Source organism: Mycoplasmopsis caviae, assembly GCF_024498215.1.
Classification (GTDB): domain Bacteria; phylum Bacillota_I; class Bacilli_A; order Mycoplasmatales; family Metamycoplasmataceae; genus Mycoplasmopsis; species Mycoplasmopsis caviae.
This window is the reverse complement of sequence record NZ_CP101806.1, coordinates 774,728-797,026: the sequence shown is the minus strand read 5'-3', so window position 1 is coordinate 797,026 and position 22,299 is coordinate 774,728. Positions and strand designations below refer to the sequence as shown.

At 26.8% G+C, this 22,299-nt stretch carries 20 protein-coding genes; 16 read left to right on the top strand and 4 right to left on the bottom strand.

The features are described from left to right. Positions 1 to 3: 3 nt before the first annotated feature. From NPA07_RS04000 to NPA07_RS03990, 3 genes are all read left to right on the top strand, one after another. Positions 4 to 960, top strand: coding sequence for a nucleotidyltransferase (locus NPA07_RS04000; RefSeq protein ID WP_126118435.1), 957 nt, complete (start codon positions 4 to 6; stop codon positions 958 to 960). 117 nt (positions 961 to 1,077) lie between these two features. After that, complete coding sequence (locus NPA07_RS03995) at positions 1,078 to 2,094, top strand: ATP-binding cassette domain-containing protein (protein WP_256553149.1); 1,017 nt, start codon at positions 1,078 to 1,080, stop codon at positions 2,092 to 2,094. A gap of 8 nt (positions 2,095 to 2,102) precedes the next feature. Beyond that, complete coding sequence (locus NPA07_RS03990; protein WP_256553148.1) at positions 2,103 to 3,620, top strand: ATP-binding cassette domain-containing protein; 1,518 nt, start codon at positions 2,103 to 2,105, stop codon at positions 3,618 to 3,620. 36 nt (positions 3,621 to 3,656) lie between these two features. Here the strand turns inward: NPA07_RS03990 and NPA07_RS03985 are convergent, their stop codons facing one another. Together NPA07_RS03985 and NPA07_RS03980 are read right to left on the bottom strand one after the other, a co-directional pair. Further along, the gene (locus NPA07_RS03985) at positions 3,657 to 4,097 is read right to left on the bottom strand and encodes a hypothetical protein (RefSeq protein ID WP_126118437.1); all 441 of its coding nucleotides are present in this window, start codon (positions 4,095 to 4,097) and stop codon (positions 3,657 to 3,659) included. Positions 4,098 to 4,108: 11 nt separating this feature from the next. Continuing rightward, entirely contained in the window at positions 4,109 to 4,549 is a 441-nt protein-coding gene (locus tag NPA07_RS03980) for a hypothetical protein (protein ID WP_126118438.1), read from the bottom strand. A gap of 171 nt (positions 4,550 to 4,720) precedes the next feature. Between NPA07_RS03980 and NPA07_RS03975 the strand changes: the two genes are divergently transcribed. From NPA07_RS03975 to NPA07_RS03940, 8 genes are all read left to right on the top strand, one after another. Further along, entirely contained in the window at positions 4,721 to 6,979 is a 2,259-nt protein-coding gene (locus NPA07_RS03975) for a P68 family surface lipoprotein (protein ID WP_126118439.1), read from the top strand. A 63-nt stretch (positions 6,980 to 7,042) separates the two neighbouring features. Further along, positions 7,043 to 7,813: a thermonuclease family protein gene (locus tag NPA07_RS03970; RefSeq protein WP_126118440.1), complete on the top strand. Its 771-nt coding sequence runs from the start codon at positions 7,043 to 7,045 to the stop codon at positions 7,811 to 7,813. Positions 7,814 to 7,831: 18 nt separating this feature from the next. Further along, the gene (locus NPA07_RS03965) at positions 7,832 to 9,937 is read left to right on the top strand and encodes an ATP-binding cassette domain-containing protein (RefSeq protein WP_126118441.1); all 2,106 of its coding nucleotides are present in this window, start codon (positions 7,832 to 7,834) and stop codon (positions 9,935 to 9,937) included. Further along, positions 9,921 to 11,033 carry a carbohydrate ABC transporter permease gene (locus tag NPA07_RS03960; RefSeq protein ID WP_126118442.1) on the top strand — a complete coding sequence of 371 codons (1,113 nt, stop codon included), beginning with the start codon at positions 9,921 to 9,923 and terminating at the stop codon, positions 11,031 to 11,033. Before NPA07_RS03965 ends, NPA07_RS03960 begins: the two co-directional genes overlap by 17 nt. After that, positions 10,972 to 11,964, top strand: coding sequence for a carbohydrate ABC transporter permease (locus tag NPA07_RS03955; protein WP_318032783.1), 993 nt, complete (start codon positions 10,972 to 10,974; stop codon positions 11,962 to 11,964). The genes NPA07_RS03960 and NPA07_RS03955 overlap by 62 nt, the downstream gene beginning before the upstream one ends. A 2-nt stretch (positions 11,965 to 11,966) precedes the next feature. Then, positions 11,967 to 12,245: a hypothetical protein gene (locus NPA07_RS03950; RefSeq protein WP_126118444.1), complete on the top strand. Its 279-nt coding sequence runs from the start codon at positions 11,967 to 11,969 to the stop codon at positions 12,243 to 12,245. A gap of 11 nt (positions 12,246 to 12,256) precedes the next feature. Further along, positions 12,257 to 13,909, top strand: a complete 1,653-nt coding sequence (locus NPA07_RS03945) for a hypothetical protein (RefSeq protein WP_126118445.1) — start codon at positions 12,257 to 12,259, stop codon at positions 13,907 to 13,909. 528 nt (positions 13,910 to 14,437) lie between these two features. Next, complete coding sequence (locus NPA07_RS03940) at positions 14,438 to 14,734, top strand: hypothetical protein (RefSeq protein ID WP_126118446.1); 297 nt, start codon at positions 14,438 to 14,440, stop codon at positions 14,732 to 14,734. Between the two features lie 51 nt (positions 14,735 to 14,785). On the opposite strand, the gene rmuC is transcribed toward NPA07_RS03940, so the two are convergent. Next, positions 14,786 to 16,093 (bottom strand): DNA recombination protein RmuC, encoded by a 1,308-nt coding sequence (gene rmuC, locus NPA07_RS03935; RefSeq protein WP_235659554.1) that lies wholly within the window; start codon positions 16,091 to 16,093, stop codon positions 14,786 to 14,788. 407 nt (positions 16,094 to 16,500) lie between these two features. Here rmuC and NPA07_RS03930 point away from each other — a divergent pair, with 407 nt between their 5' ends. The 5 genes from NPA07_RS03930 (at position 16,501) to NPA07_RS03910 (ending at position 20,629) form a co-directional block, all read left to right on the top strand. Beyond that, the gene (locus NPA07_RS03930; protein ID WP_256553147.1) at positions 16,501 to 16,809 is read left to right on the top strand and encodes a hypothetical protein; all 309 of its coding nucleotides are present in this window, start codon (positions 16,501 to 16,503) and stop codon (positions 16,807 to 16,809) included. A gap of 7 nt (positions 16,810 to 16,816) precedes the next feature. Then, entirely contained in the window at positions 16,817 to 17,260 is a 444-nt protein-coding gene (locus NPA07_RS03925; RefSeq protein ID WP_256553146.1) for a hypothetical protein, read from the top strand. Positions 17,261 to 17,491: 231 nt separating this feature from the next. Next, positions 17,492 to 17,965, top strand: a complete 474-nt coding sequence (locus NPA07_RS03920; protein ID WP_256553145.1) for a hypothetical protein — start codon at positions 17,492 to 17,494, stop codon at positions 17,963 to 17,965. 256 nt (positions 17,966 to 18,221) lie between these two features. Beyond that, positions 18,222 to 18,761 (top strand): DJ-1/PfpI family protein, encoded by a 540-nt coding sequence (locus NPA07_RS03915; RefSeq protein ID WP_126118447.1) that lies wholly within the window; start codon positions 18,222 to 18,224, stop codon positions 18,759 to 18,761. Between the two features lie 74 nt (positions 18,762 to 18,835). Next, on the top strand, positions 18,836 to 20,629 hold the full coding sequence (locus NPA07_RS03910; protein WP_126118448.1) for a lipoprotein 17-related variable surface protein: 1,794 nt from the start codon (positions 18,836 to 18,838) through the stop codon (positions 20,627 to 20,629). Positions 20,630 to 20,739: 110 nt separating this feature from the next. Here the strand turns inward: NPA07_RS03910 and NPA07_RS03905 are convergent, their stop codons facing one another. After that, complete coding sequence (locus NPA07_RS03905) at positions 20,740 to 22,287, bottom strand: MAG5620 family putative phospho-sugar mutase (RefSeq protein WP_126118449.1); 1,548 nt, start codon at positions 22,285 to 22,287, stop codon at positions 20,740 to 20,742. Positions 22,288 to 22,299: the final 12 nt, after the last annotated feature.

The window sequence follows — 22,299 nt, the reverse complement described above, 5'->3', positions numbered from 1 at the left end:
TTAATGGCGGTTGGAATTATTGCTGAATATAATCCATTTCACAATGGTCATATTAAACAATTAAATTGAGTTAAAGAACACTTTCCAGGTGAAAAAATTATTGTTGTTATGAGCGATAAATATAGCCAACGCGGAGAATTGATAGTTGCTCCATTTGGACAAAGAAAAAAAATCGCTAAAAAATATGGAGTTGATAAAGTTCTTAAACTTAAATTTGAAGAAGGTGTTCAAGCTGCACATATTTTTGCTTATAATGCAGTTATGAAATTGTATAGAGCAAAAGTTGACAAAATTGTTTTTGGTAGCGAAAGCAACGATCCTGACTCAATGCTTTATTGTGCTAAGATAATGAAAGAAAAACATAGCGAATTTTCTCACTTATTAATGCAAAAGATGAAAAAATCTGGCCTAAGTTATCCAAGAGCGGTTAGTGAAGTAATGAATGAATTAGTTGGCGAAAGTTACCAACTACCTAATGATATTTTGGGTTTTGAATATATTAAGGTTATAGTTGATAATAATCTCCCGATTAAAGTTCATACACTAAGAAGAGAAGTAGGTTTCCACTCGGAAGAAGTTGTGGATGAATTCGCTTCTGCATCATATTTAAGAAAACTAATTTATCAGGGCCAAGACATTAGTACTTTTAGTCCAATGAGGTTTAAAAAAACACCAGCAACAATAAGTTCACTTTATTGAAAATTCCAAAAAATAATGAACAAAGTTCCACTTAAAAAAATAAAAAGAGTTCCATTAGTTTCGGAAGGAATTGAGAACTTACTTAAGAAAAACATAGTTCATCCTACATATGAGTCATTTATTGAGGCGTGTACTTCAAAAAGATATACTGCTTCAAGAATTCAAAGAATTGTTGCTTGAATTCTTAATAAAAAATGAAAGAAACAATCAAATAGAAAATTGCTACAGATTATTAAACATCACAAAAAAGAAGAAAATTAACTTTTATCAACAAAGAATTAGCAAAAAGGTGGCTTATTCTTTGTTGTTTTTATTTACTTTAAATAAATTTTTAATAAAATTAAATAGCAATTAATTCATTAATATAGAGGAGTTTTCATGAACTCAACAAATAGAAAAAAAATCCTTGAAGTTCAAGGTTTAAAAAAATATTTTTTTAATAATAATAAAATTCATAAGGCAGTTGATAATGTTAGTTTCAATTTATATGAGGGTCAAATTTTGGGACTAATTGGTGAAAGTGGTAGTGGTAAAACAACTGTGGGTCGAACTATTGCAAAACTTTATGATGACTATCAAGGTGTTATATATGTTGATAATAAACTGATTAATAACAAAAAAACAACTGAGCAAGATAGAAAACACCTTAAAAAAAATATTCAAATGATTTTTCAAAATCCTAAAAATTCAATGGATGAGCAAAAAACCATTTATTCAATATTAAAAGAAACTCTAATAGGTAATGAAATATTAACTCAAAAAACAAAAGAGATTTTTAAAAACTGAAAACAGGTTAAAGAAATATTCGGTCCAGAATTTTTATTAAAATATCGAAGTTTACAAAATGAAGGACTAAATTCAATTAATTGCCTAAGTAATGATTTTATTGATGAATGAGAAAAAAACAAATTTCGTTTTGAAGATCAAGAAAATAGTTTACCAATTGATTTATTTAACAATATTTATTCTTTTTTTGAAGAAAAACAAGATCTTCAGATTCAAATAATTGATAATTTACACAAAGATGCAAACCAGTTGTTGGACTTTTATAAACAAAAACAAACTGAATATTCAAGCGGTAATTTTTCTTTTGGTACATTTTTGCTTGATAAACATGAAAGTGATATGAAAAAGTTGCTTGTTTTAGACAAAATGAGCAACCAAAATTATGAATCAATGCTAATTGTCAACAACTTAAATAAAGATATAAAGAATATTCAAAATGAATTTATTTCTAATAAAAAAGATAATGTAATTTTATTTAAAAATTATATTGATGAATACAAATTTGAAAACAAGAATTTAAATATTGAATTAAATTCAACAAATGATGAAGAATTTTACAAATACTGTTACAAAAAACAATTTTTAAATAAAAACTTATTGAACTTCTAAAGAAGAATATGACACATCTTAATAATTTATTACCAAAAGATATTAAGGAATTAATTTATGATTTAAAAAATTATAGTCTTGATTTTTTTAATAAATATTTTCAATCACTTGTGTTTAATAAAGAAATTAAGGAAAATATGCAATCAACTTATGAAACATATTTTCAATTTGATATTAATAAATTTGTTATAAAGAACAATTTGAATAATACAAAATATGACGAAGAGATTGACCATATTAAAGGTTTAATATCTGAGCAAATGATTTTATCAAGGAATTTAAAGGCAGATAATGATTCAACCTTAAGCAAATTTCAATTAGAATCATCAATTAATCAATTTAAAAAACAATTTGATGAAAAACTTGCGGTTCATAGGCAAAATATAATACAACAATTAAACAATGTCGAGGAAGTTTTAAAAATAAATGAAGAAAAAAACGAAACCCTAAAATTGAGACTACAATCCTTTTATGAAAACTATTCAAATTCAAAACTAGTTAAGTTATTTAATGACAGGTTGAAAATATGATTAGATAATAGTTCAAAAGAACAAAAGGTAGAAAATGTAAATTATGCAAATAGTTTGCAAAACAAATTAAAAGACAAAGTTCTTTCACTTAATGCTCTTGATATTGAAATAAAACAATTGCAAGATGACTTAAAAACTATTAAAACATTTATGGGCCTTAATGTTAAAAAGCAAGGTGGGTTCTTATCATTTTTTAAAGATTTATTTAGAAATCTTATAATCAAAAGATCAATAAAAGAGCTTATTTGCAAAAATATCATTTATAAATCTCTCGAAGATGTTGGTTTACTTAAACAATTTGCATATCGTTATCCCCATGAATTTTCAGGCGGGCAGTTACAAAGAGTTGCAATAGCACGTGCTTTAATTGTTGAACCAAAAATAATTATTGCTGATGAACCAATCGCATCATTAGACATTTCAATTCAAGCACAAATTGTGAACTTATTAAAGGAATTGTGTGAAAAGAAAAATATTGGAATAATATTTATAGCTCATGACCTTTCAATGATTGAATATTTAGCAAATGAAGTTCAAATTATGCACAATGGTAAATTTGTTGAAGGTGGTAAAACAGATATTATTTATAAAAAACCAATGCACCCATATACCCAAAATTTATTTGCTTCTATTCCTAAAATTGAGAACGCAAATTTAAAATTTGTTAACTGTGATTTTGACTCATCTTATTTACAAGAGCAAAAATTTCCAAATTATTCTGACTTATATTTAATTGAACAAGGTCATTATTTATTTGGTACAAAAGAACAAATTAATAGATGAATTGAAAAATATAATCTAGTTAATCCGATCTTAGCTCAGGAATTAGAATATCAAAAAGTTGCTAAAAGTACAAAAGATTTGCCTTTTGATGGCTTTAGCGAAATTCCAGAAGGTGTTGACTATACACAAGTTATGGATATAAGTATGTTTACTTCTGAAATTAAAATTTCAAAAACCGATTTTAACCTATCGAAACCTAAGGCGAAAAAATAATGCTAGAGCATAGCATTATTTTTTTGATTTATTTGACTATGAGTAAAAATATTCAACAATATAGTCACTCATATTTTTATTTAGTGTAAGTATGTTAACGCATTTAGATAACTTATTAAGGGAGATAATATAATCTTTGATTAAAGTATCATAATTTTCCTTATTCTTGTTCTTGTTTCTAAATTTTTCCAATTTAAAAATGTATACATTTGCTATTATAATTGAAAGCATTGAATATGCTATTACAAGAATCGTAACTGTTCCAGTACATATGTACAAAAGTTCACTATATGAATATTTACCAACACTTTGGCCTTTTGCCAAAATCTCTGTTTTATTGCCAAAAAGAGCAAAAATAACAATTGCTAAAATGATGAAAACGCAAAGACAGATATAATAAATTTTTAGCAATTCGCCATAACGTTTCATTCTTGAAGATGTTTCTATTTCACCGGCATTAAAATAATCTCTTTTCATATTGTTCCTACTTAAATGTTAAATTTGTTATTACGTCGCACAATAGCGTTATGAATCAATTTGTCTCATGTTTCTACACTGTGTGCCTCATCAATTTCAACTTCCTCATTATTATCAACTTTTGTATATAAATTCTTATAAAAATTAAAAGTGGCTAAATTATTATTGTAGTGAAGTGTGTAGTGATCAATTAGTGCAACTTGATAGCTATCAAGATAAAGTCATTTATAAACAATTTCATAGTACTTTGTATATGCGAAAAAACTATCATTTAATTTTTTGTATTTATCATCAGTCTTATTTTCTTTAACATCCTTTTTAAATTCATTGATACTTTTATTTAATGTATCTAGATTTCTATAATCCTTTGAAGTACAGGAAAAAGAAAGCAAGCATGTTGAAGTAGGTATTATAAATAAAGATGAACCAATTAAAAGTTTTCATTTTTTCATAATAAATAATTATACTAAAAAAGTTTTAAATATATACCCAGTGGAAAAGTTTCCATTTTAATTTTTAATATACATTTTAATATATATTAAAATAATATAATTTTAACAAGTTATATATAGCCATAGTGCTTATGATAACTAATAGATATAAATGATTTATGGAAGGATTTTATGAATAATAAGTTTAAAAAAATCGCTTTAACAATTGCCGGAGCAAGTATGGCAGCAGTGCCATTTATCTCTGGTTCTTGTGGCGGAGGTAAGACAAAGTTTGATGTTAACACAAATAAAGTTAGACTTGATGTTACTTTTGCACGTGGCAAGCAACAATGAAATGCGTTGAAGTGAGTTATTGATGCATATAATGATAAAGAAGGCCGTAACAAAGACTTTTATGAAAAACACAAAGAGGATTTTGCGGAAGTTGATTTACACAATGCAGGTAGTGGATATTCACAAGGTCACAAGAGTATTAGTACTGCACTATCAAATAAAGACCAAAGTAATATGCCACAATTAACACTAAATTATGGTGGCACAGTTGCAACTGCTATTGAATATGGTATGAATTTGGATTTAGGTAAAACCGCTAATGATGATTATGGTGTTGAAAGAGAAAGTGTTCATGAATCTTTCATGAAAATTAATGACAGTATTTCAGGTGTTAAACAAGGTGAAGTAAACTATTTACCATTTTTAAAATCTACAGTTAACTTTGGTATTAACGGTCCTGTTTTCAAATATATTCTTAAGAGTTTAAAAGAAGCGGGTTTAACAGTAGATAATGAACTAGAAACAAAATTTAATCTAAGCACTAACACATGAGATGAAGATATTAAAGTGGTTGGTGATGATTTACATTTTGGCAAAGCAATTGACAAAGAAGAAATTAAAAAAATCTTTGATAATAAAGCAATTAGCAAAAATATTTTAACAAATGGAAAAGATTTGTTTGAATTTGCTACAAAAGCACAAAAATGTTTTGAAAAATCTAAAGATCCAAAAACAACACCTGTTCACGTTTTAGGGCTTGATGATTTTGCTGGTGCTTGACATTATTTGGCATTCTCAAAAGCAAATGGTAACGAAGAAGCATTACCAATTAAAAAGATTGTTGATGCTACAACAGGTGTGCCAACAATTAGTTATGAAAATGCTATAAAAACTAGTGGTGCTGCATATGAAAATCTTGAACCAATCTTTAAAACGGTTATGGAAGCTGTTAAGTCAGGTGGTTTGAAGTTATATGGAGATGGTCAATATGCTTCATCAGATCAAACTTTCCATAAAATAGGTGGTAGTTTTGGTTCTTCGGCAGGTTGACATTTCAACTACATTAAAAAAGTTTCAAATAGTTATAGTTTAAAGTTAACAAAAGATAATAAAACTACTTTAATCACTGAAAAAGAATTACAATTAGTTAATTATGGTACTGCAAAAGACAAGAATTTTGAATCACTATTTTCAGTTGAACAATCAAATGCTAGCAAATTTGAAGGTGAAACTGACAAATCAAAACCAACAAAAACATATACTAGCCCAATTTTAAAATCTGTTGATGTTGGTAAAGCTGATAATTATTCATTAATTCTTGATTCATCTTATGATTCAAAGTATGATGAAATTGTTAATACATTAAAAACTCAATCAAGTTCACCAAAGAGATATTTGATTAAACTTGAAAGTCAAAATGAAAAAGTTGCATTACTAAAGGATAGTACATTTAGCGACAAAATTAAATATTTAGGTCAAGCAAAAGATAAAAGCGGCACGAAGCAATATGATTTATTTGTGACTGATTTTGATGTTACAACAGCAACAATAACAATTAATGCAAATATTTCAATTAATTCACTTGGAGCAAGTGGGCAATTAGAAAAAACAGAACTTATTGGTCTAATGTCTCCTACAAAATGAGATGAAAACAGTAAAGAAACTTCATTTTTACAAGGTCCAAACTTGATTGGTTTCCATTCTAATGAAAAGATTAACAAGTCTACTAGATTGTTTGTAAAATGATTATTTGACACAAGCAAAAATTATAAATTCCAAAAATCAGAAGATAATAAATTTGATGCCACAAAAGCTGAAACATACACAGAAACAACAACATTGAAATTCTTCACAAAGAATTCAGGGTATTTAGTTCCTTTCAAAGGTTTCGAAAGTACTGAATACAAAGACTTGTTTGAAGATGGCAACCAATATCATACATCTATGTTTGAACAGTTAAAAAAAGTTGTTGGAACATCTTCAAATGCAACGTTATATGAAGAACCTATTAGTCCATTTGCTGACTTATATAGAAATGAAGTTAAATCAGCATTTATTGCATTAGCAACAACTCTTAAAAATAATCCAGCACATGATGTATCATATAAAAATGATTTTATAAGTTCGATTGAGTCAAAAATTCAAACATTTAATTAATAAATTAAATATTAAAAGTAAAACTTAACAAATGAGTTTTACTTTTAATGTAAAGAAGAAAAAATGAAAATAAAAAAAATATTAACTATTGGTACACCATTAATAGCGGGATTGACTGCTTTAACAACAATAAGTGGTGCTTGTAGTAAATTGGATTATCGTATTAAATTTGATTTAAACAAAGAAAAAAATAAACAAAATTTAATACCAGTAAAAATCGCTGACATTTCTGATGGTGATACAGTTGTCGCTGAAATATTAGATGATTCATTCAAACAATATATAAAACATGGTAAAGGCTCAAAAGTTAAAGTTAGAATCTTTGGGATTGATACACCTGAAAAGGCTGTATCTGGAACTAAGTCTGATACAGAAGAAAATAGTTGAGCTGAAAAAGCATCCAAATTTTGCGCTAAAACATTAAAAGTTGGCGAAACATACTTATTATTTTACCACGGTGAAGACACTTATGATCGTTTAGTTGGAGATATTTTTTATAAGGAAAAACCAACTGATGAAAAGTATCTCTCATATGCTGTTGAAATAACAAGAGCTGGATGGACATTGCCTCATGTAAGCGATACTGATATTAAATTAATCAATGTAAAATACACATTACCTTACTATACACTATTACAAATTGCCTATGCAATGGAGGAAGCTTCTCATAATAGAGTAGGTGCTTTCAAAAAATTTAAGTATCCTGAGAGATTTGCGAAAATCTATAAATTAAAGCCAAATAGTGCTTATACAAGTTTTATAAGAAAAAAGAAATTTAAACATGATACAACAGTTTTTGACTATGAGAAAAAAGCTTATCCAAATTTATTATAGAAAGTGATAATTAAAAATATGATTTTATTAAAAAGACTATTTAAATTCATAAAGAGAAAATTAACTAAATATAGCGAAGAAGATATTAATGAATACAAGAGACTACTTAATAAAGTAAAAGGCATGGCTGGTGAGGAGTCAACAACAGCTATTGAGTTAAAAAATGTATTCATTGATTTTGGCGAGACCTTAGCAGTTGATAATGTAAGTTTTAAAATACCTGAGGGAAAATTAGTAACTCTTTTAGGCCCATCAGGTTCTGGTAAAACAACAACATTAAATGCTATCTCAGGTTTGTTAACCATTAGTAGTGGGAATGTTCTATTTTATGGTAAAGATGTTACACATATAACACCTCAAAAAAGAAAATTAGGTTTTGTTTTCCAAAATTATGCTCTATATCCACACATGAGTGTTTATGGAAACATTGCTTTTCCATTAAAAAATGATATGGATTGACAAAACTCTGTTATAACTAAAAAAATTATTGCTAAGGCTAAAATAAACTCAATATATCTTAAAAAATTAGGTGCAAATGATCAGGAAATTAATGAATATCTCGAATCTGTTCAAAATTCACGAGCTATTCTTGATGAAATGGAAAGAGAGTATTCACAAGAATATACAAAAGTTCACGACGAATACACAAAAGCAACTAGCAACTACAAAATTAATTTAAATAGATATACTTCCGATACAAGTGTTTTGGCAAAAAATACATTAAAATACTTTAAAAACCTTAAGAGTGATATTAAGGCAGAAAAGCAAAGGTTCTTTGAAATTCGTAAAACTGATAGACTCAATAATGTGCTTGATGAAAATTTCAAAACTTGTGATATTCTTCAAGAAGTTGAAACAAGTGGTTTATTAAAATTTAAAAACCTAGGTTCAAAGAAAAATGATGAATCAAAGAATATTGCTCTTGAACTTAAAAAGAAAACACAAGAATTAATTACAAAATTAATTGTTCTTGAAAAAGAATCATATAGTGATAATGATGTTAAAAAATTATTCAAATATGAGTCTAAATTATCTTCAAATGTTATTAGATATAACTACTTTGTTAAAGGTGTGGAAATTGATAAACAATATGCTGAAATATTGCCTCGCTTAAAAGAGAAGGTTATCTTAGCTAAAAGTGAGCTAAAATCTAAGAGCCAAAATTCAACACTAAAAAGACTTAAAAGAAATCTTGAAATAATTCCTTTATACATTAACGAATCACATGAAAAAATTGATAAAGAATTAAGAACAAAATACGGTCTTGATGCTAAGAAAAAAGAAGATAAGCAATTAAAGAACTTCTTAACTAATGAAGAAAGACAACAAGTTGTTGAATTGTCAAAAGACATTATTTCAATTAAAAAAGCAATCCACAATGAAGTTTTAGAAGTTGCTAAACGTGTTGAAATTCTTCCAATTCTTCAAAAGAAACCAACCAGACTTTCTGGTGGTCAACAACAACGTGTTTCAATTGCACGTGCTATTGTTAAAAAACCTAAAATTCTTCTTATGGATGAACCTCTATCAAACCTTGATGCTAAATTAAGAATTAACACAAGACAATGAATTAGAGAAATTCAACAACAATTAGGTATAACCACAGTTTTTGTTACACATGACCAAGAAGAAGCTATGTCAATTAGTGACATTGTTGTATGTATGTCTATGGCTAAAGTTCAACAAATGGGTTCACCTCTTGAGTTATACAACAAACCTAAGAACCAATTCGTTGCAAGATTTTTAGGTATGCCAGAAATGGGATTATTTAACGCTAACTATAAAGATGGAAAAATGTACATTAGAGATGTTGAAATCAAAGGTGTACACTTACCTGACTTTAGTGATGCAGATTTCAAAATTGGTGTTCGTGCCGAGGACTTTATACTACATGAAAGTAGTAAGGACGCTATGTTTGAAGGTAGTGTTTGAGCTGCTGAAAACTTCGGTAAGGAATCTAAACTTATTGTTAAAACAATGGAAAATGAAAAAATCAACTTCTTAATTAATAATAAATATGATTATAAAGTTGGCGACAAGATATTCTTCTCTATTCCAGTAGATAGAATTCATCTATTTAATGCTGTAACAGAAGAAAGAGTTAACTATGAAATCAAAAAATAGATTTTGAATTTGACTTTGTAGAACTTTTCCTTTCTTACTTCATTTTTCATTAAAGAAGCAAGCGGGCAGAAAAAGTGCTATTTCAGGTTCAGTAATAGATAAACGAAAACCTTTTATAGTACCATTTCTTCTTATATTGCCAGGTATTATTGTATTGGCATTATTTACACTTGTGCCATTCATATTCAACCTTATTTATTCATTTTTGACACCAAATAACTCGTTTACATTACAAAACTTTAGCGATTTATTTGAAAACAGGGAATTTGCTGTAGGCTTTAGAAACTCATTTATATATGGGTTATTAATATTACCTATATCAATGGCAGTTTCGCTTTTAGTATCATCACTGATAGCATCAATTGTTAGAAAAAGAGCACAAGGATTTTGACAAACAATATTCTTCTTGCCTTATGTTACTAACATAGTTGCTGTTTCATTAGCATTTGTTCAAATTTTCCAAAAAAATGGTACATTCAACACAATTTTTGGACTAAACATTGGTTGACTTGATCCACAAGAAAAAGATCCAGCATATGCTATGACTTCAATCTTTGTTATGATTGTTAATGGTGTATGAAATGGTTTAGCATTTAACATATTATTATTTACAACAGCAATGCTTTCAGTTGATAAAAACTTATATAGATCAGCATCAATTGATGGTGTATCTAACTTTAAACAATTTTTTACAATTACATTACCATCTATAATGAAAACTATTACATTTATAGTTACAATGGGTATTATAAATGGTATTAAGGTATTCCCTTTAGCACTTTTTGAAAATAACCCTGCAGCGGCTATTAATTCAGGTGCTTCAACATTAATGCTTTACATATTCCAATGAGCAAGTGATTCATCTAAAAAAGCAGCCAATATTTCAGGCGCTGCATCAGTTATGTTATTTGTAATCGGGGTATGTTATTCAACAATTATTAGAGGTGGATTTAGCACCTTAACACTAGCATCACTTAATTTAGGAGAATCAAATGTTTGAAACAAGATTAAAAATTCGAACGAAATTCGCGAATTTGAAGCTAAGAAAAAAGCGCGAAAAGGTAACTCAACAAGTTCAAGATACATCGATCTTTAGTTTATTTACGAAAACATTTTTTAAAATATTCCTGCTAGTGTTTTTTGGGGCTGTTGTCCTAATCCCGTTTGCATACATGTTTATTGTGGCAAACCTTAATAGACAAATATCATTAGGTCTTAAAAATGGTATGAATTTATTTGAAAATATAGCTAAACCAAAAGAGTGAAACATTGGTCAAAACATTTCAGCTGCTTGAAGCAACCCTACTAATGGTTGACAAAATGGTTATTGATTTTCATTCTTGCTAACATTTTCTAATGTTATCTTTTCAAATGTTTTAAAAATCCTTATTACAATGTTTTTAGGTTATGCATTTAGCCTTAAACAATGAAGAGGTAAATCATTTGTTTGATTTATTCTAATGTCTCTCTTAATTCTGCCAGAGGTTGCACTTCTATCTGGACAATATTGAATGAAAGTTAGGTTAAATGAATTATTAACTAAAACGGTTGGTATTAGCACAGCTAAAAATTCAGCATATCTATTCTTTAACAACCTATTTTTCATTGCAATTCCATTTGTGGCATCAATATTTAATGCTTTAATGTTCAGAAATGCTTTTGAAGCTATTCCAAATAGAATTAAAGAAGTTGCTATGATTGATAACGCTGTAGGTCTTAAATATATGTTTAAGATCGCAATACCTATGGTATCACCTACGACATTAACAGTTATTATTCTAACAACACTTGCATCATGAAACTCATACTTGTGACCAAGTCTTATAGCTGGAACAAATTATCGTGTTATGTCAGTGTGACTATTTAGTGTTGGTAAAGTTAACAATGGTGTTGAAGAAATTGTATATCCAAGTATTAAAATGGCTGGTGCTATTCTTGTTATTCTTCCAATGTTTGCATTCTACTTTGTATTCAGAAAGAAAATTATGTCATCTATTTCACGTCAAGGAAGTACAATTAAAGGATAATTATGAAGAAATTAAACATAAAAGCAAAAACTATTATTTGAGCAATAATTGGATTTTTGGGAATTATTGGTGTTATTGTTTGTTCAATTCTAATTTCAAGAGTAAATCAATTTAATGCACTAAGAGATAAGGTTGAATTAGAAAACAAAATTGTTGAAATTTATAATAATTTAAAAGCCTATGCAATTGGATTATTATCATTTTCAATAGTTATAGTGTTTATTGGTGCGTATATCACATATGCTGGTATTAGATCATGACACTATAGTGTTATTCTTTAAGAGGAGTTGATATGAAAAAGTCAAAATTATATTTTCCTCTTGCACTAACATCAACAACTATACTCCCATTAGTTTCAATTTCATGCATTAATCCATTTAGTGGTGCTAGGAAATATGAAGAAGTATTAGATTTTGCAAACAATCACCAACTTTATACAAAAGAAATAGAATACGAAAAATTATTTGAAGAAGAAAAGAAAAATCCACAAATTAGTAGAATACAATACCTTAAGTCAATTGAAACAATTAAAGCAATGCACGAAAAAATTAAGAAATTAAGATATGTTGCTTGAAAACAAACAATTGCGGATGTATCAGTTTCTGGACTTGAAACCATTTATACATATAATTTAATTGATTCAGTTAATATTGAAAACTTAACTAAAACAAATAGTCAATCATATGCACTTCCAACTATGATTAAAAAATTCTTATCGGCTTATTTTAAAGATAGTCCATTTGCATCAGTTATTTTGCGTGAAGCAAGTGCCGGCGATGATGCAAAGAACATTGTTTATAATAGCAAAACACAACAAGAAAAATTCAATAAATTTGAAGATGTTGTTTCATCTTCTGACAAAATTCCAATGATTGTTTTTGAAAACATAATAAATGAAATAAAAAATATGCCTTCAAAAACAAAAGAAGATTTAGTTAATTTATATTCAAAGGTTATTAATCTCTTAGGTCAATGAAGAGCCACAATTAATGGAAATTATATAGACGGCAATACTATAAAGGAATCTAATTTCAAAGAAAAAAGTAATTCATTAAATGCTTTTGCTCCTTATTACCTAATTGCAAAAGGAATTAACAATTCAGAAATTCTTGATAAAACTTATCAAACTACCAAGTCACTTGATTATTCTCCATTTATTGATAGATCATGAATCGGCAAAAAAGAAATTAAAGAATTTAGTGAAGATCCTTACAATTTTGTATTTAAGAAATACAAAAATCGCTTAAATAAGGTTTATGTAAGTGATTTAAGTTCACAAAAAAATAAATTCAAAGAATTTATTAAAACTAGTGGTACTAGTGCAGAATTTATGACATTACTTGTTGCAAAAATTCTATACTACAAACTTCAAGGTAATATCAGTTACATTAATTTTGGTCAACAAAAAGATTCAGTGTTAAAAATTAAAACCTTAAGTGGGGAAAATTTATATTTTGATGCTGCCAATGACATAAGATTGCTTCAAAACAAAAAATTCTTTGAACACTCTTATTCTGTTGAAAATAAATTTAAGGAATTAAATTCTTTGAAAGAATTTATTGAAAAAGGTAATTGATCTGTAACAATGGATACAATTAATAAATTCACTGATAAAACAACTAGAGAAGCAATGATAACAAGTATCAAAAATAAAACAACTTCACTAGAGACTAAATATGCTAGTTCAAATTTCAAAGATCTAAAAGATAATCTTATTGCTGAATTAGAAAAGTATAAAGATAAGATATGAGAATATAAATCATATGATAATTATGATGCTCAAAATAATAAATCAATATCAACTGATATGATTAAGATGCTAAGTGCTTTTGGTCAATTAGATAGATTAAATAAATATATTGAAGACAATGCTAAATTTACTCAAAAATGAGAAAAATATTTTGAGGAATTTAATACTGATAAGTTAGAATTCTTGGAGAAATAATATGAAAAAAAATAAAATTGTTTTGAGCTCACTTCTTACTGCTTCGACACTCTTAACAATACCGGTAATGAGTTCTTCATGTGGTAAAAAAGACGACTTTGAGACAAAAATATATAAAGAATTCTCAAATTTATTTAATCAAACAAAAGCAAATTACAAAAAACAATTGAAGCATACAATGAATTTAAAGATCAATTCGATAAAAAACTTTTAGAAAAAATTACAGCACATATTAAAAGAATCAAAAGCGATTTATCAATTAGTGGCGATAAAGTTGATTATGAATACGTTGAATCAGAAATTAAAAAACAATTAGAATTAATTGAAGCAAAAATTAAAAATAATACTGCGACACAGGCTGAAAAAACAAAAAAAGCAACCTTAACTTCTAAACTAACTGAATTAAAAAATCTTAACGCTAGCCTTCATTTTATTAAAGAGGAATTCAGAAAACTTTTTATTAGTATAGAATCAAAACCATCATTAAGTCTTACCAAAGATGTTGACAAAGGAACAACTACATATTGAATGCAAGTAAACTTTGCCTTCGAAGTTGAAGAAAAAAAATCAAAGGTTATTGTTGAAAAATTAGAAGACTTTAGGTCAAAATGAAGCGGCAAAAATATATATATTGAATATGCAAAGAATTTTTCAAAACAATTAAAAGCAAAACTTGAAGATGCTGAATTAATTAATAATTTGAAACAACAACCATATTTTGTTCAATCTGTTGAGAGTGATATTAATACTGTATTTGCAGAATTAAAAACATTAAATTCAAAGATTGAAAACCAATACAAAAGTGATACAGCTGCTATACAATAGATTTACTAATAAGGCTGTTTTATAGCCTTATTATGAAAAAGAAGATGCTACTTATTCAGCATCTTCTTTTTCATATTCATCACTCAAACCCTCTAACATTGGCGAATTCTTGATATGAGATTCAAAATCATAGTCAGGTTTAAGAACGCCTTTTTTCATAGCAAATTCCACTGATTTATTAATTTTATTCCCCATTTTTTGAACAATATTCATTGCACGTTCTAGTTCAATACCGGTATTATCATTTTTCTTTTTGCAACCCTCAATTTTGCTTTGTAGTGCACTTTGGCTCTTTCTAAATTCTGCAAATTGATCCAATAATATATCAACGTTTTGCTTCATACTAATTCCATAATTAAAATAAGCAATAGTTTGTATTATAACTAGTATAGTGGTTGGACCAGCAAGAGTAATATTGTAATTTTTATTTAATAATGTATTTAATTCAGTATCACTAACAGCAAGTGCAAAAACAGCTTCGGATGGTAAATACATAATTGCATGTTTAGTAGTAACATTTTTAATTATGTATTTTGAACTGATACTTTTAGCTTGCTCGATAATAACTTTTCTAAAATTAGCCTGAGCTTTTAGTCTATCATCTTTACTATCTGCTTCTTGGTATTCGATAAATGATTGAAGCGGAAACTTACAATCTATTGGTAAATAATTACCGTTTTCATCATTATCACTATTAGGCATCTTAATAGCAAAGTCAACTCTTTCATTATTTGAAGTATCATCATCAAGAACGCCAGAAGCCTCGCTTAAGTTTGTTTTTGATAATTTCTTTAGATCAACTTGTGCAGCCCATAAATCTTTTGATAGATGCTCACTCAATACATTTTGAAGATTAAATTCACCAAAGTTTCCTCTACTCTTAGTTCCATCAAAAGTTTTTTGCAATGACTTAACTGATTCTTGCAGAGTTTCAAAACGAATAAGATTTTTGTCCAAATTTTCCATATTTTCTTTAATATTTTTAAAGTTCTCATTCATTTTTTTAGAAATTTCATCTTCAAATTTTTTGTTGATTTCATCTCTAATATTACTAATACCGTCTTTAATTGATATCTCAAATGACTTCATTTTTGTTTCAATTTCTTCTCTTAATGACTTGAAGTTATCATTTATCATCGTAAATGAGTTAGTAATTTTTGTATCAATATTACTTCCTAAATTATTAATGTGATTAGGAATTTCCTTATCTAACTCTTCCTTAATAGATTTAATGATTTTTTCGCTACGATCTGAGTCATGTTTAGTTCACAAATATATTGTCATAGTTAAAAATATACTTGCTATACTTACAAATAATGAAATCAGAAATAAAGCAAGCGACCACATATCTAAATTCATATTTTTCTCCTTTAATTGTTTTTATCTATTCATATATTACTAGTTAAAATTATGTATTAGTTATTAATTTAACAATAATTTATGTTAATTATATAATTAATACCAATTTATTGTTGCAATGTGTGAATTCCAAAACAAATTGAGCTCTTTAAATTCTAAAACAATTTGAACACTTTATGGTAATTTTTCATTAGATTATTTTATAAATAAAGACACAAAAAATAAGGCATCAAAAAGTTAATTTTATAATTTAGTGCCTTATTTTTTATATTTATAAATATCTGTATGAAAAAATCATTTAATACTAAACACAAAGATTCAACTGAATATGAATTAAATAAAAAAATTAATATTGAAAAAATTGTTTTCTATTTAAAAAGGGCTTTACTGCAAGAAGAATTCATTCTTTGATTGGAGATGGATCGAGTGGAATTTCTTATTCAACTATTAGAAGATACATTAAACAAATTAGAGTGTGTGAAAAGGAAAATGCAACACCAATTGTAATGTATTCACATGGAAATTTAAACAACAAAAATGCAGAAAAAGATTTTAACAATGAAATAGAAAAGGCAATTACAAATATGAAATTAAAGGACAAAGAATATTTTAAAGATAGGGATGAAAATAAGTTTTCTGTACCTTTTAATCATTTTTTAAAAATAAAGACGAAGATAAACTTAAAGAAAAATGTGCCTCACAACATTCATAAATAAATGTAATATGACAGGCTATGTTAAACCTACACAACATAAGAAAACAAGGAGAAATGTTAGAAATTATTTAATTGTATTAACAAAAACAGAAGATAAAAATATAAACAAAAAACAGCCTTATATAAAGATTAAATCAATTGATAATATGGAAAATGTTAAAAGGTTACCAAGAACAATGAATTCAGTTAAATTTGAATTTGGTGAACAAGTGCAAGCAGATGTTTGTTATGAAGCGTGAATTAAAGAATTAGACAATTTTCATATATATACAATTGTAGAAACATCTTCCAAAATGTTGGTCTCAATATATGCTGAGAAAGAAGAAACAACAATAGGTTATATGAAACTTTTTGAACTTCTTTATAGGGCTTTTGGGATTCCAATGTCTGTTAGAACAGATAAAAGAACGTGCTTTTCTTACAAAGGGAATGATACTGAATTAGCACGATAAATCATAAAAAAGGTACTGAAGTATCGTCTGCAAGTTACGGCGAATTTAAACCAGATGTGGAGCGAACAAACAGAACTTTACAACCTTGGTTAATAATTTTTTACGTGATAATAATATAAAAACTATTGATCAAATTAATGAAAATGCTCTCTTGATCATTAATAAATATAATGAACATTTCAATAAAAAATAGGTGATAAATTAAATTTCTTTATAAAACCAAAAGATGAAATGGATACAAAGTTATATTTATCAATTGATAGAAAATTCAACAATGGTGTTATTCAATTTCAAAATAAATTTTATATACCGGTTACAGATGATAACAAGTACAAAATTATACAAAACGGTGTGGAATTGAGGTTCGTTCATAATTCAAATAATGAGTATTTCTTCATTATCAACAATAAACTATTCAAAGCAAGAATATTACGTGATGATGAGTTAACTGAGTTTCAAAAATTTTGTAAAACATTTCATTTGTTCTATGATGACAAAAGATCAGAATGCTTATATCAGGCCACAAAAGCAAGTAAAGATTTTTTACCTTACCTACGAAAGTTAATTGATGACATTAGCAATACTTCTAATTGCTCAAATGAACTCCTTAAAGAAAATCTAAATATGGCAGAATTAATTTATAAATCATTAAGCGATAACTATAAATTATTGCTAGATTCAGTTGAAAAAACAGCCAGCAACTAACTAACTGTTTATAAAAAATAAGGCAATAATGGAGAATTTAATTCTCCATTTTTATTTTAAAAATAATAGTTAATTCCAAAACAAAAGGAGAACTTATAGGGCTCGTTTTGTTTTGGAATTAAACACAAAAAAGAGCTCAATTTGTTTTAAAACTTACAGTTAATTATATAATTAATACCAATTTATTGTTGCAATGTTGAATAAAATAACGCATTTATTTTGTATATAATTTAAACAATATTTAAAGGAGACAAAAATGAAATTATTAGTTTTAACTCACCCAATGTTCAATGATATTGAACTAACAACTGTTATTGCTTGCCTTAAAAGAAGTAGCAAAGTAGACAAAATTACTTTTTATAACCACAAATATAAGAGTGCTAGTGGACAATTTGGTCTATGTACACTTGAATTAGAAAATAAAGTAAATCTTGATGAATATGATGCTATATTTATCCCAGGTGGTAAAGGTGCACAAGAATTAAGAAAAGATCCTAAAAGCATAGAAGTCATAGAATACTTTATAAAAAACAATAAAAAGGTATGTGCAATATGTGATGCACCAAATGTTTTATTTGAAAACAAACTAATTAGTAATCAAGTTAAATATAGTTCATTTCCAATTGAGTCAATAGTTAGTGGAGATGGACGAAATGAACAAATGGTTACTGTAGATAAAAACATTATTAGCGGAAGATGTGCGGCGAGTTCAATGGAATTTGGTCTAAGCCTTGTTAAAGAGTTCTTTGGAAACAAAACATATGAGGCTGTTCGCAAAGGAATGTTCGGGGCTTAATTTATTAAATAAGTCTTATTACCATATGTAATATAATAATTAACAAAATTATTTTAAATAGGAAAAGAGTAAAAATGAAAAAGAATAAAAAGATTTTATTATCACTAGGTTCAATGTCAACTTTCACACTATTAACAAGTGCTCTAATATCTTCAAGTTGCGGTCAAGAAAAGAAAAATGAACCTTCTCATAGTATTAATTTAGATAATGAACTAAGTAATGTTGAAATTAAGATTAAAAATATAGATGCAGATAAATACGGAAATCATTTACCTAGTTCAATTAGCAAGGACAAGATAATTATTGATGTTAAAAATAACAAAATTAGTGCTACGGTTAAAGAACTAAGCAGTGATGACCAAAGTGGTGAATTAATCATTAAATTTGAATTAAAAGAAATAAACAACCCAACAAACGTTAAAGAATTTAGTAAAAAAATTACCGGTTTTAAAAAGAAAGTTTTAAATCCACAAGTTCAAAGTGAACTATCTAACGAGCACTTTAGTTCACTTGAAAGTGCTCTTGGATTAGATAAAGACATTTTTGCTTCAATGAATGAGTCAAAAATTAAATCAAATAGCAATGCTGGAGACTTTATTATTACTCAAGCAACACTTATTAGATCAGATGACAAAGAAGGAAATATTGAATTTGAGGTTAGTGGTTCATATAAAGGAACAGCATTCAAGAAAACAAAAATTAAGTCATCAAATTATTTTAAAATGTTCACTTCTGCTAAATCCCTAAGTGCAAAAGTAGACAAGAACAAGTTGTTTAAAGATAAGAAAAAGATTAGTGAAATTAAAAATCTAACAAATGAACAATTAAAACCATATATTAGTGAATATAAACTTTGAACACAAGATAACAATGAAATTAAAGTTGACAAATTCCTAAATGCAGGTGCTTCAATTTCAGGATTATCACTAAACCATAAATCTAGCGACAACTATACAATTACACTTAGTCTTAAATATAATTACAAGGAAAATGGTCAAATTAAAGAAAAAACTGTTACAACAGTTAGTTCAGAAATAGAACTAAAAGATGGTGATATTCAAGATTACTTTAAATTTCTTGAAACTGTTGTAACAATTAGTAAGCCAAGTGATGATAAATATGCTTCATATTATAGTGGCAAATTTAATAGTAAAAATGCTTCTCAACAATTTACAAATAATTTAATTACCATAAGTGATGATTATAAAAACTTTGAAAGCGATCAAGTTACTATTAATACAATAGAAGCCAAGTCAAATGATGAACAAGGTAAATTGTTTGTTAAGTATGAGTTCAATTGTGAAAAGAGTGGTGTTAAATATCAATCAACTAATAAACCAATTGTTACAATAGACGGTTTCCAAAAATTGAGTGCAGAAGTATTTAAAGATTTAACAAAAACATTTAAATTAATTAATAAAGCAGGTAGCGATCAAGAATATAGTGCATTAGTTAAAAAGGTTACTGATAAATATACAAATGAAGGTAAGAAAGCTGATTTTGAAATAAATAGCAGTGACCAAAGTTACTTTGGCTTTACATCAGGTCAAAACTCATGAACATCATTAATTTCAAAGGAAAACGAAACATACAAATTAGCAACACTTAAAGCATGAAATTTAACAAATGAAGGGATTACATTAAGTAGTTCTAATTTTGATGAAAATACCGGAATATTTAACGATAAATATCAAGTAATTGATCTTAAAATAATGGGAACTAAAATTAACAATTTTAAAGAAGAAAGTAACAAAATTGCATTTAACTTTACCTTTAAAGTTCAATTAACTATTAATAATTCAAGTGATGAGAACTCAAATGATACCAAGTTAATTGAGTATGAATTTACTAATAGTGCAACAAACTAGAATAGCAAAAATATAAGGTTTACAAGGCCTTATATTTTTAAAATTTTGCTCACTATTGTAGGAAGTCATATTCAATTCCAAGAATTAAATATTATGTTAAAGTTTTCAAGCTATGGGTGGTTTTTGTTTTTAATACTCTTAGTGAATTTTGACGAATTTGACTGTTTTATAAGAAAATACAACAAAATTTGAAGCTTAATTTTATCTATTCAAATACTATTAGAAATGTCCTCAAAATGACTGCACATTTGGTACTCAACAACAAGCCTTTCTCTTATGTCATCTCAATAAAAGATTGCTTGGTGCTTTCTATTGTTAATTAATTTAAAAAGCATATATTTATTATCATTTCAAACCTTATAAGCATTATAAGTAACAAATCACCTCTTATAATTTAATGAAAAGTATTTCAGTAAATTATCAATTTTGTCAAATTGAAATTTATATGATTTTTTAAAAATCTTAACCTTTCCAACACGCTCACTCAGTTGATTATGTTTAAATGAAAGTAAATTATTTCTATTTGTATAACTATTCAGCATTCAGATTAAGCAAATAAAGAAATAATAGTTATTAAATTGGTTAGAAAAACGTGGATTTGCAATATATTTATTCTCAATATAAGCAAATAAGCAATTTTCACTCTTTAATAACTTGCTGTTTCCATTTGGATCATAATAATAATATTTAACTTTATACTGCTTCAATAATTCTAATATTTGAAATGTTGTGTTTTGAGGAACAATTACAAAGGAATTTGTAATATCAATTCCATTCCGCTTGATTTCTTCTAAGAAAAAATCAAGGTAAATTAAAACTAATTCATGTGAATTTAGTCACTTAAATTTTTCACTTAATCTTAAACAAACACTAAGATTACTATTGTTATCAAAGTGAAAAATGTTTTGAATTTTTTGTTTGTAGTAAAGAGAACGTGTTGCGAAAAATGATAATCACTTTAATCTTGAAAGTGAAATATTTTTGTTATTGCTAATAAATTTACATTGATAATTATTTAACAACTCACTGCCAACTCTTTTACTAAAGTCATTATCATAAGCAAAATAACTCAATGTCTTATATCTTTGCTTAACATTGGTAAAAGCCTTAAGCATTTGTTCATTTGAAGTTAATTCATCAATGAGTTCAAATTCATTGATTAATATTGGACTATTAAGCTTAATTTCCTGATTTTCTCATGAATTATTTTGATAATAATTGTATATATTTTCTTGTACTTGGGTATTTAAAAGTTCAAAGTTGTTATCTAATATTTTAACTTCGAGATAGTGATTATTTATAATATTATTAAATTTTATCAAAAAGTCGTATTTACCTTTTTTATAGGCAAATTCGTCTAAAATTAAGTTAGTGGATAAGCAATTATGATAGTTAAATACAATGTGACCTTTTTGAATAAAATATGATGCTATATATTTAAAATTATCACTATCAAATGAACTGCCTTCATAGCTTAATAAAATATTACAATGCTTATTTAAAATTGAATTATTAAAAGCTTGCATAAGTCGAAGGATTGTTGATAATTCAATTTTATTTCCTGCATATGATTTAAGTAAAAATCCATTATTACAAATTAAAAGATTATCGCTTGATGCGATAACTGAATCTTTTAATTTTGAATTACTTGTTTGCATGCTTTACCTAAT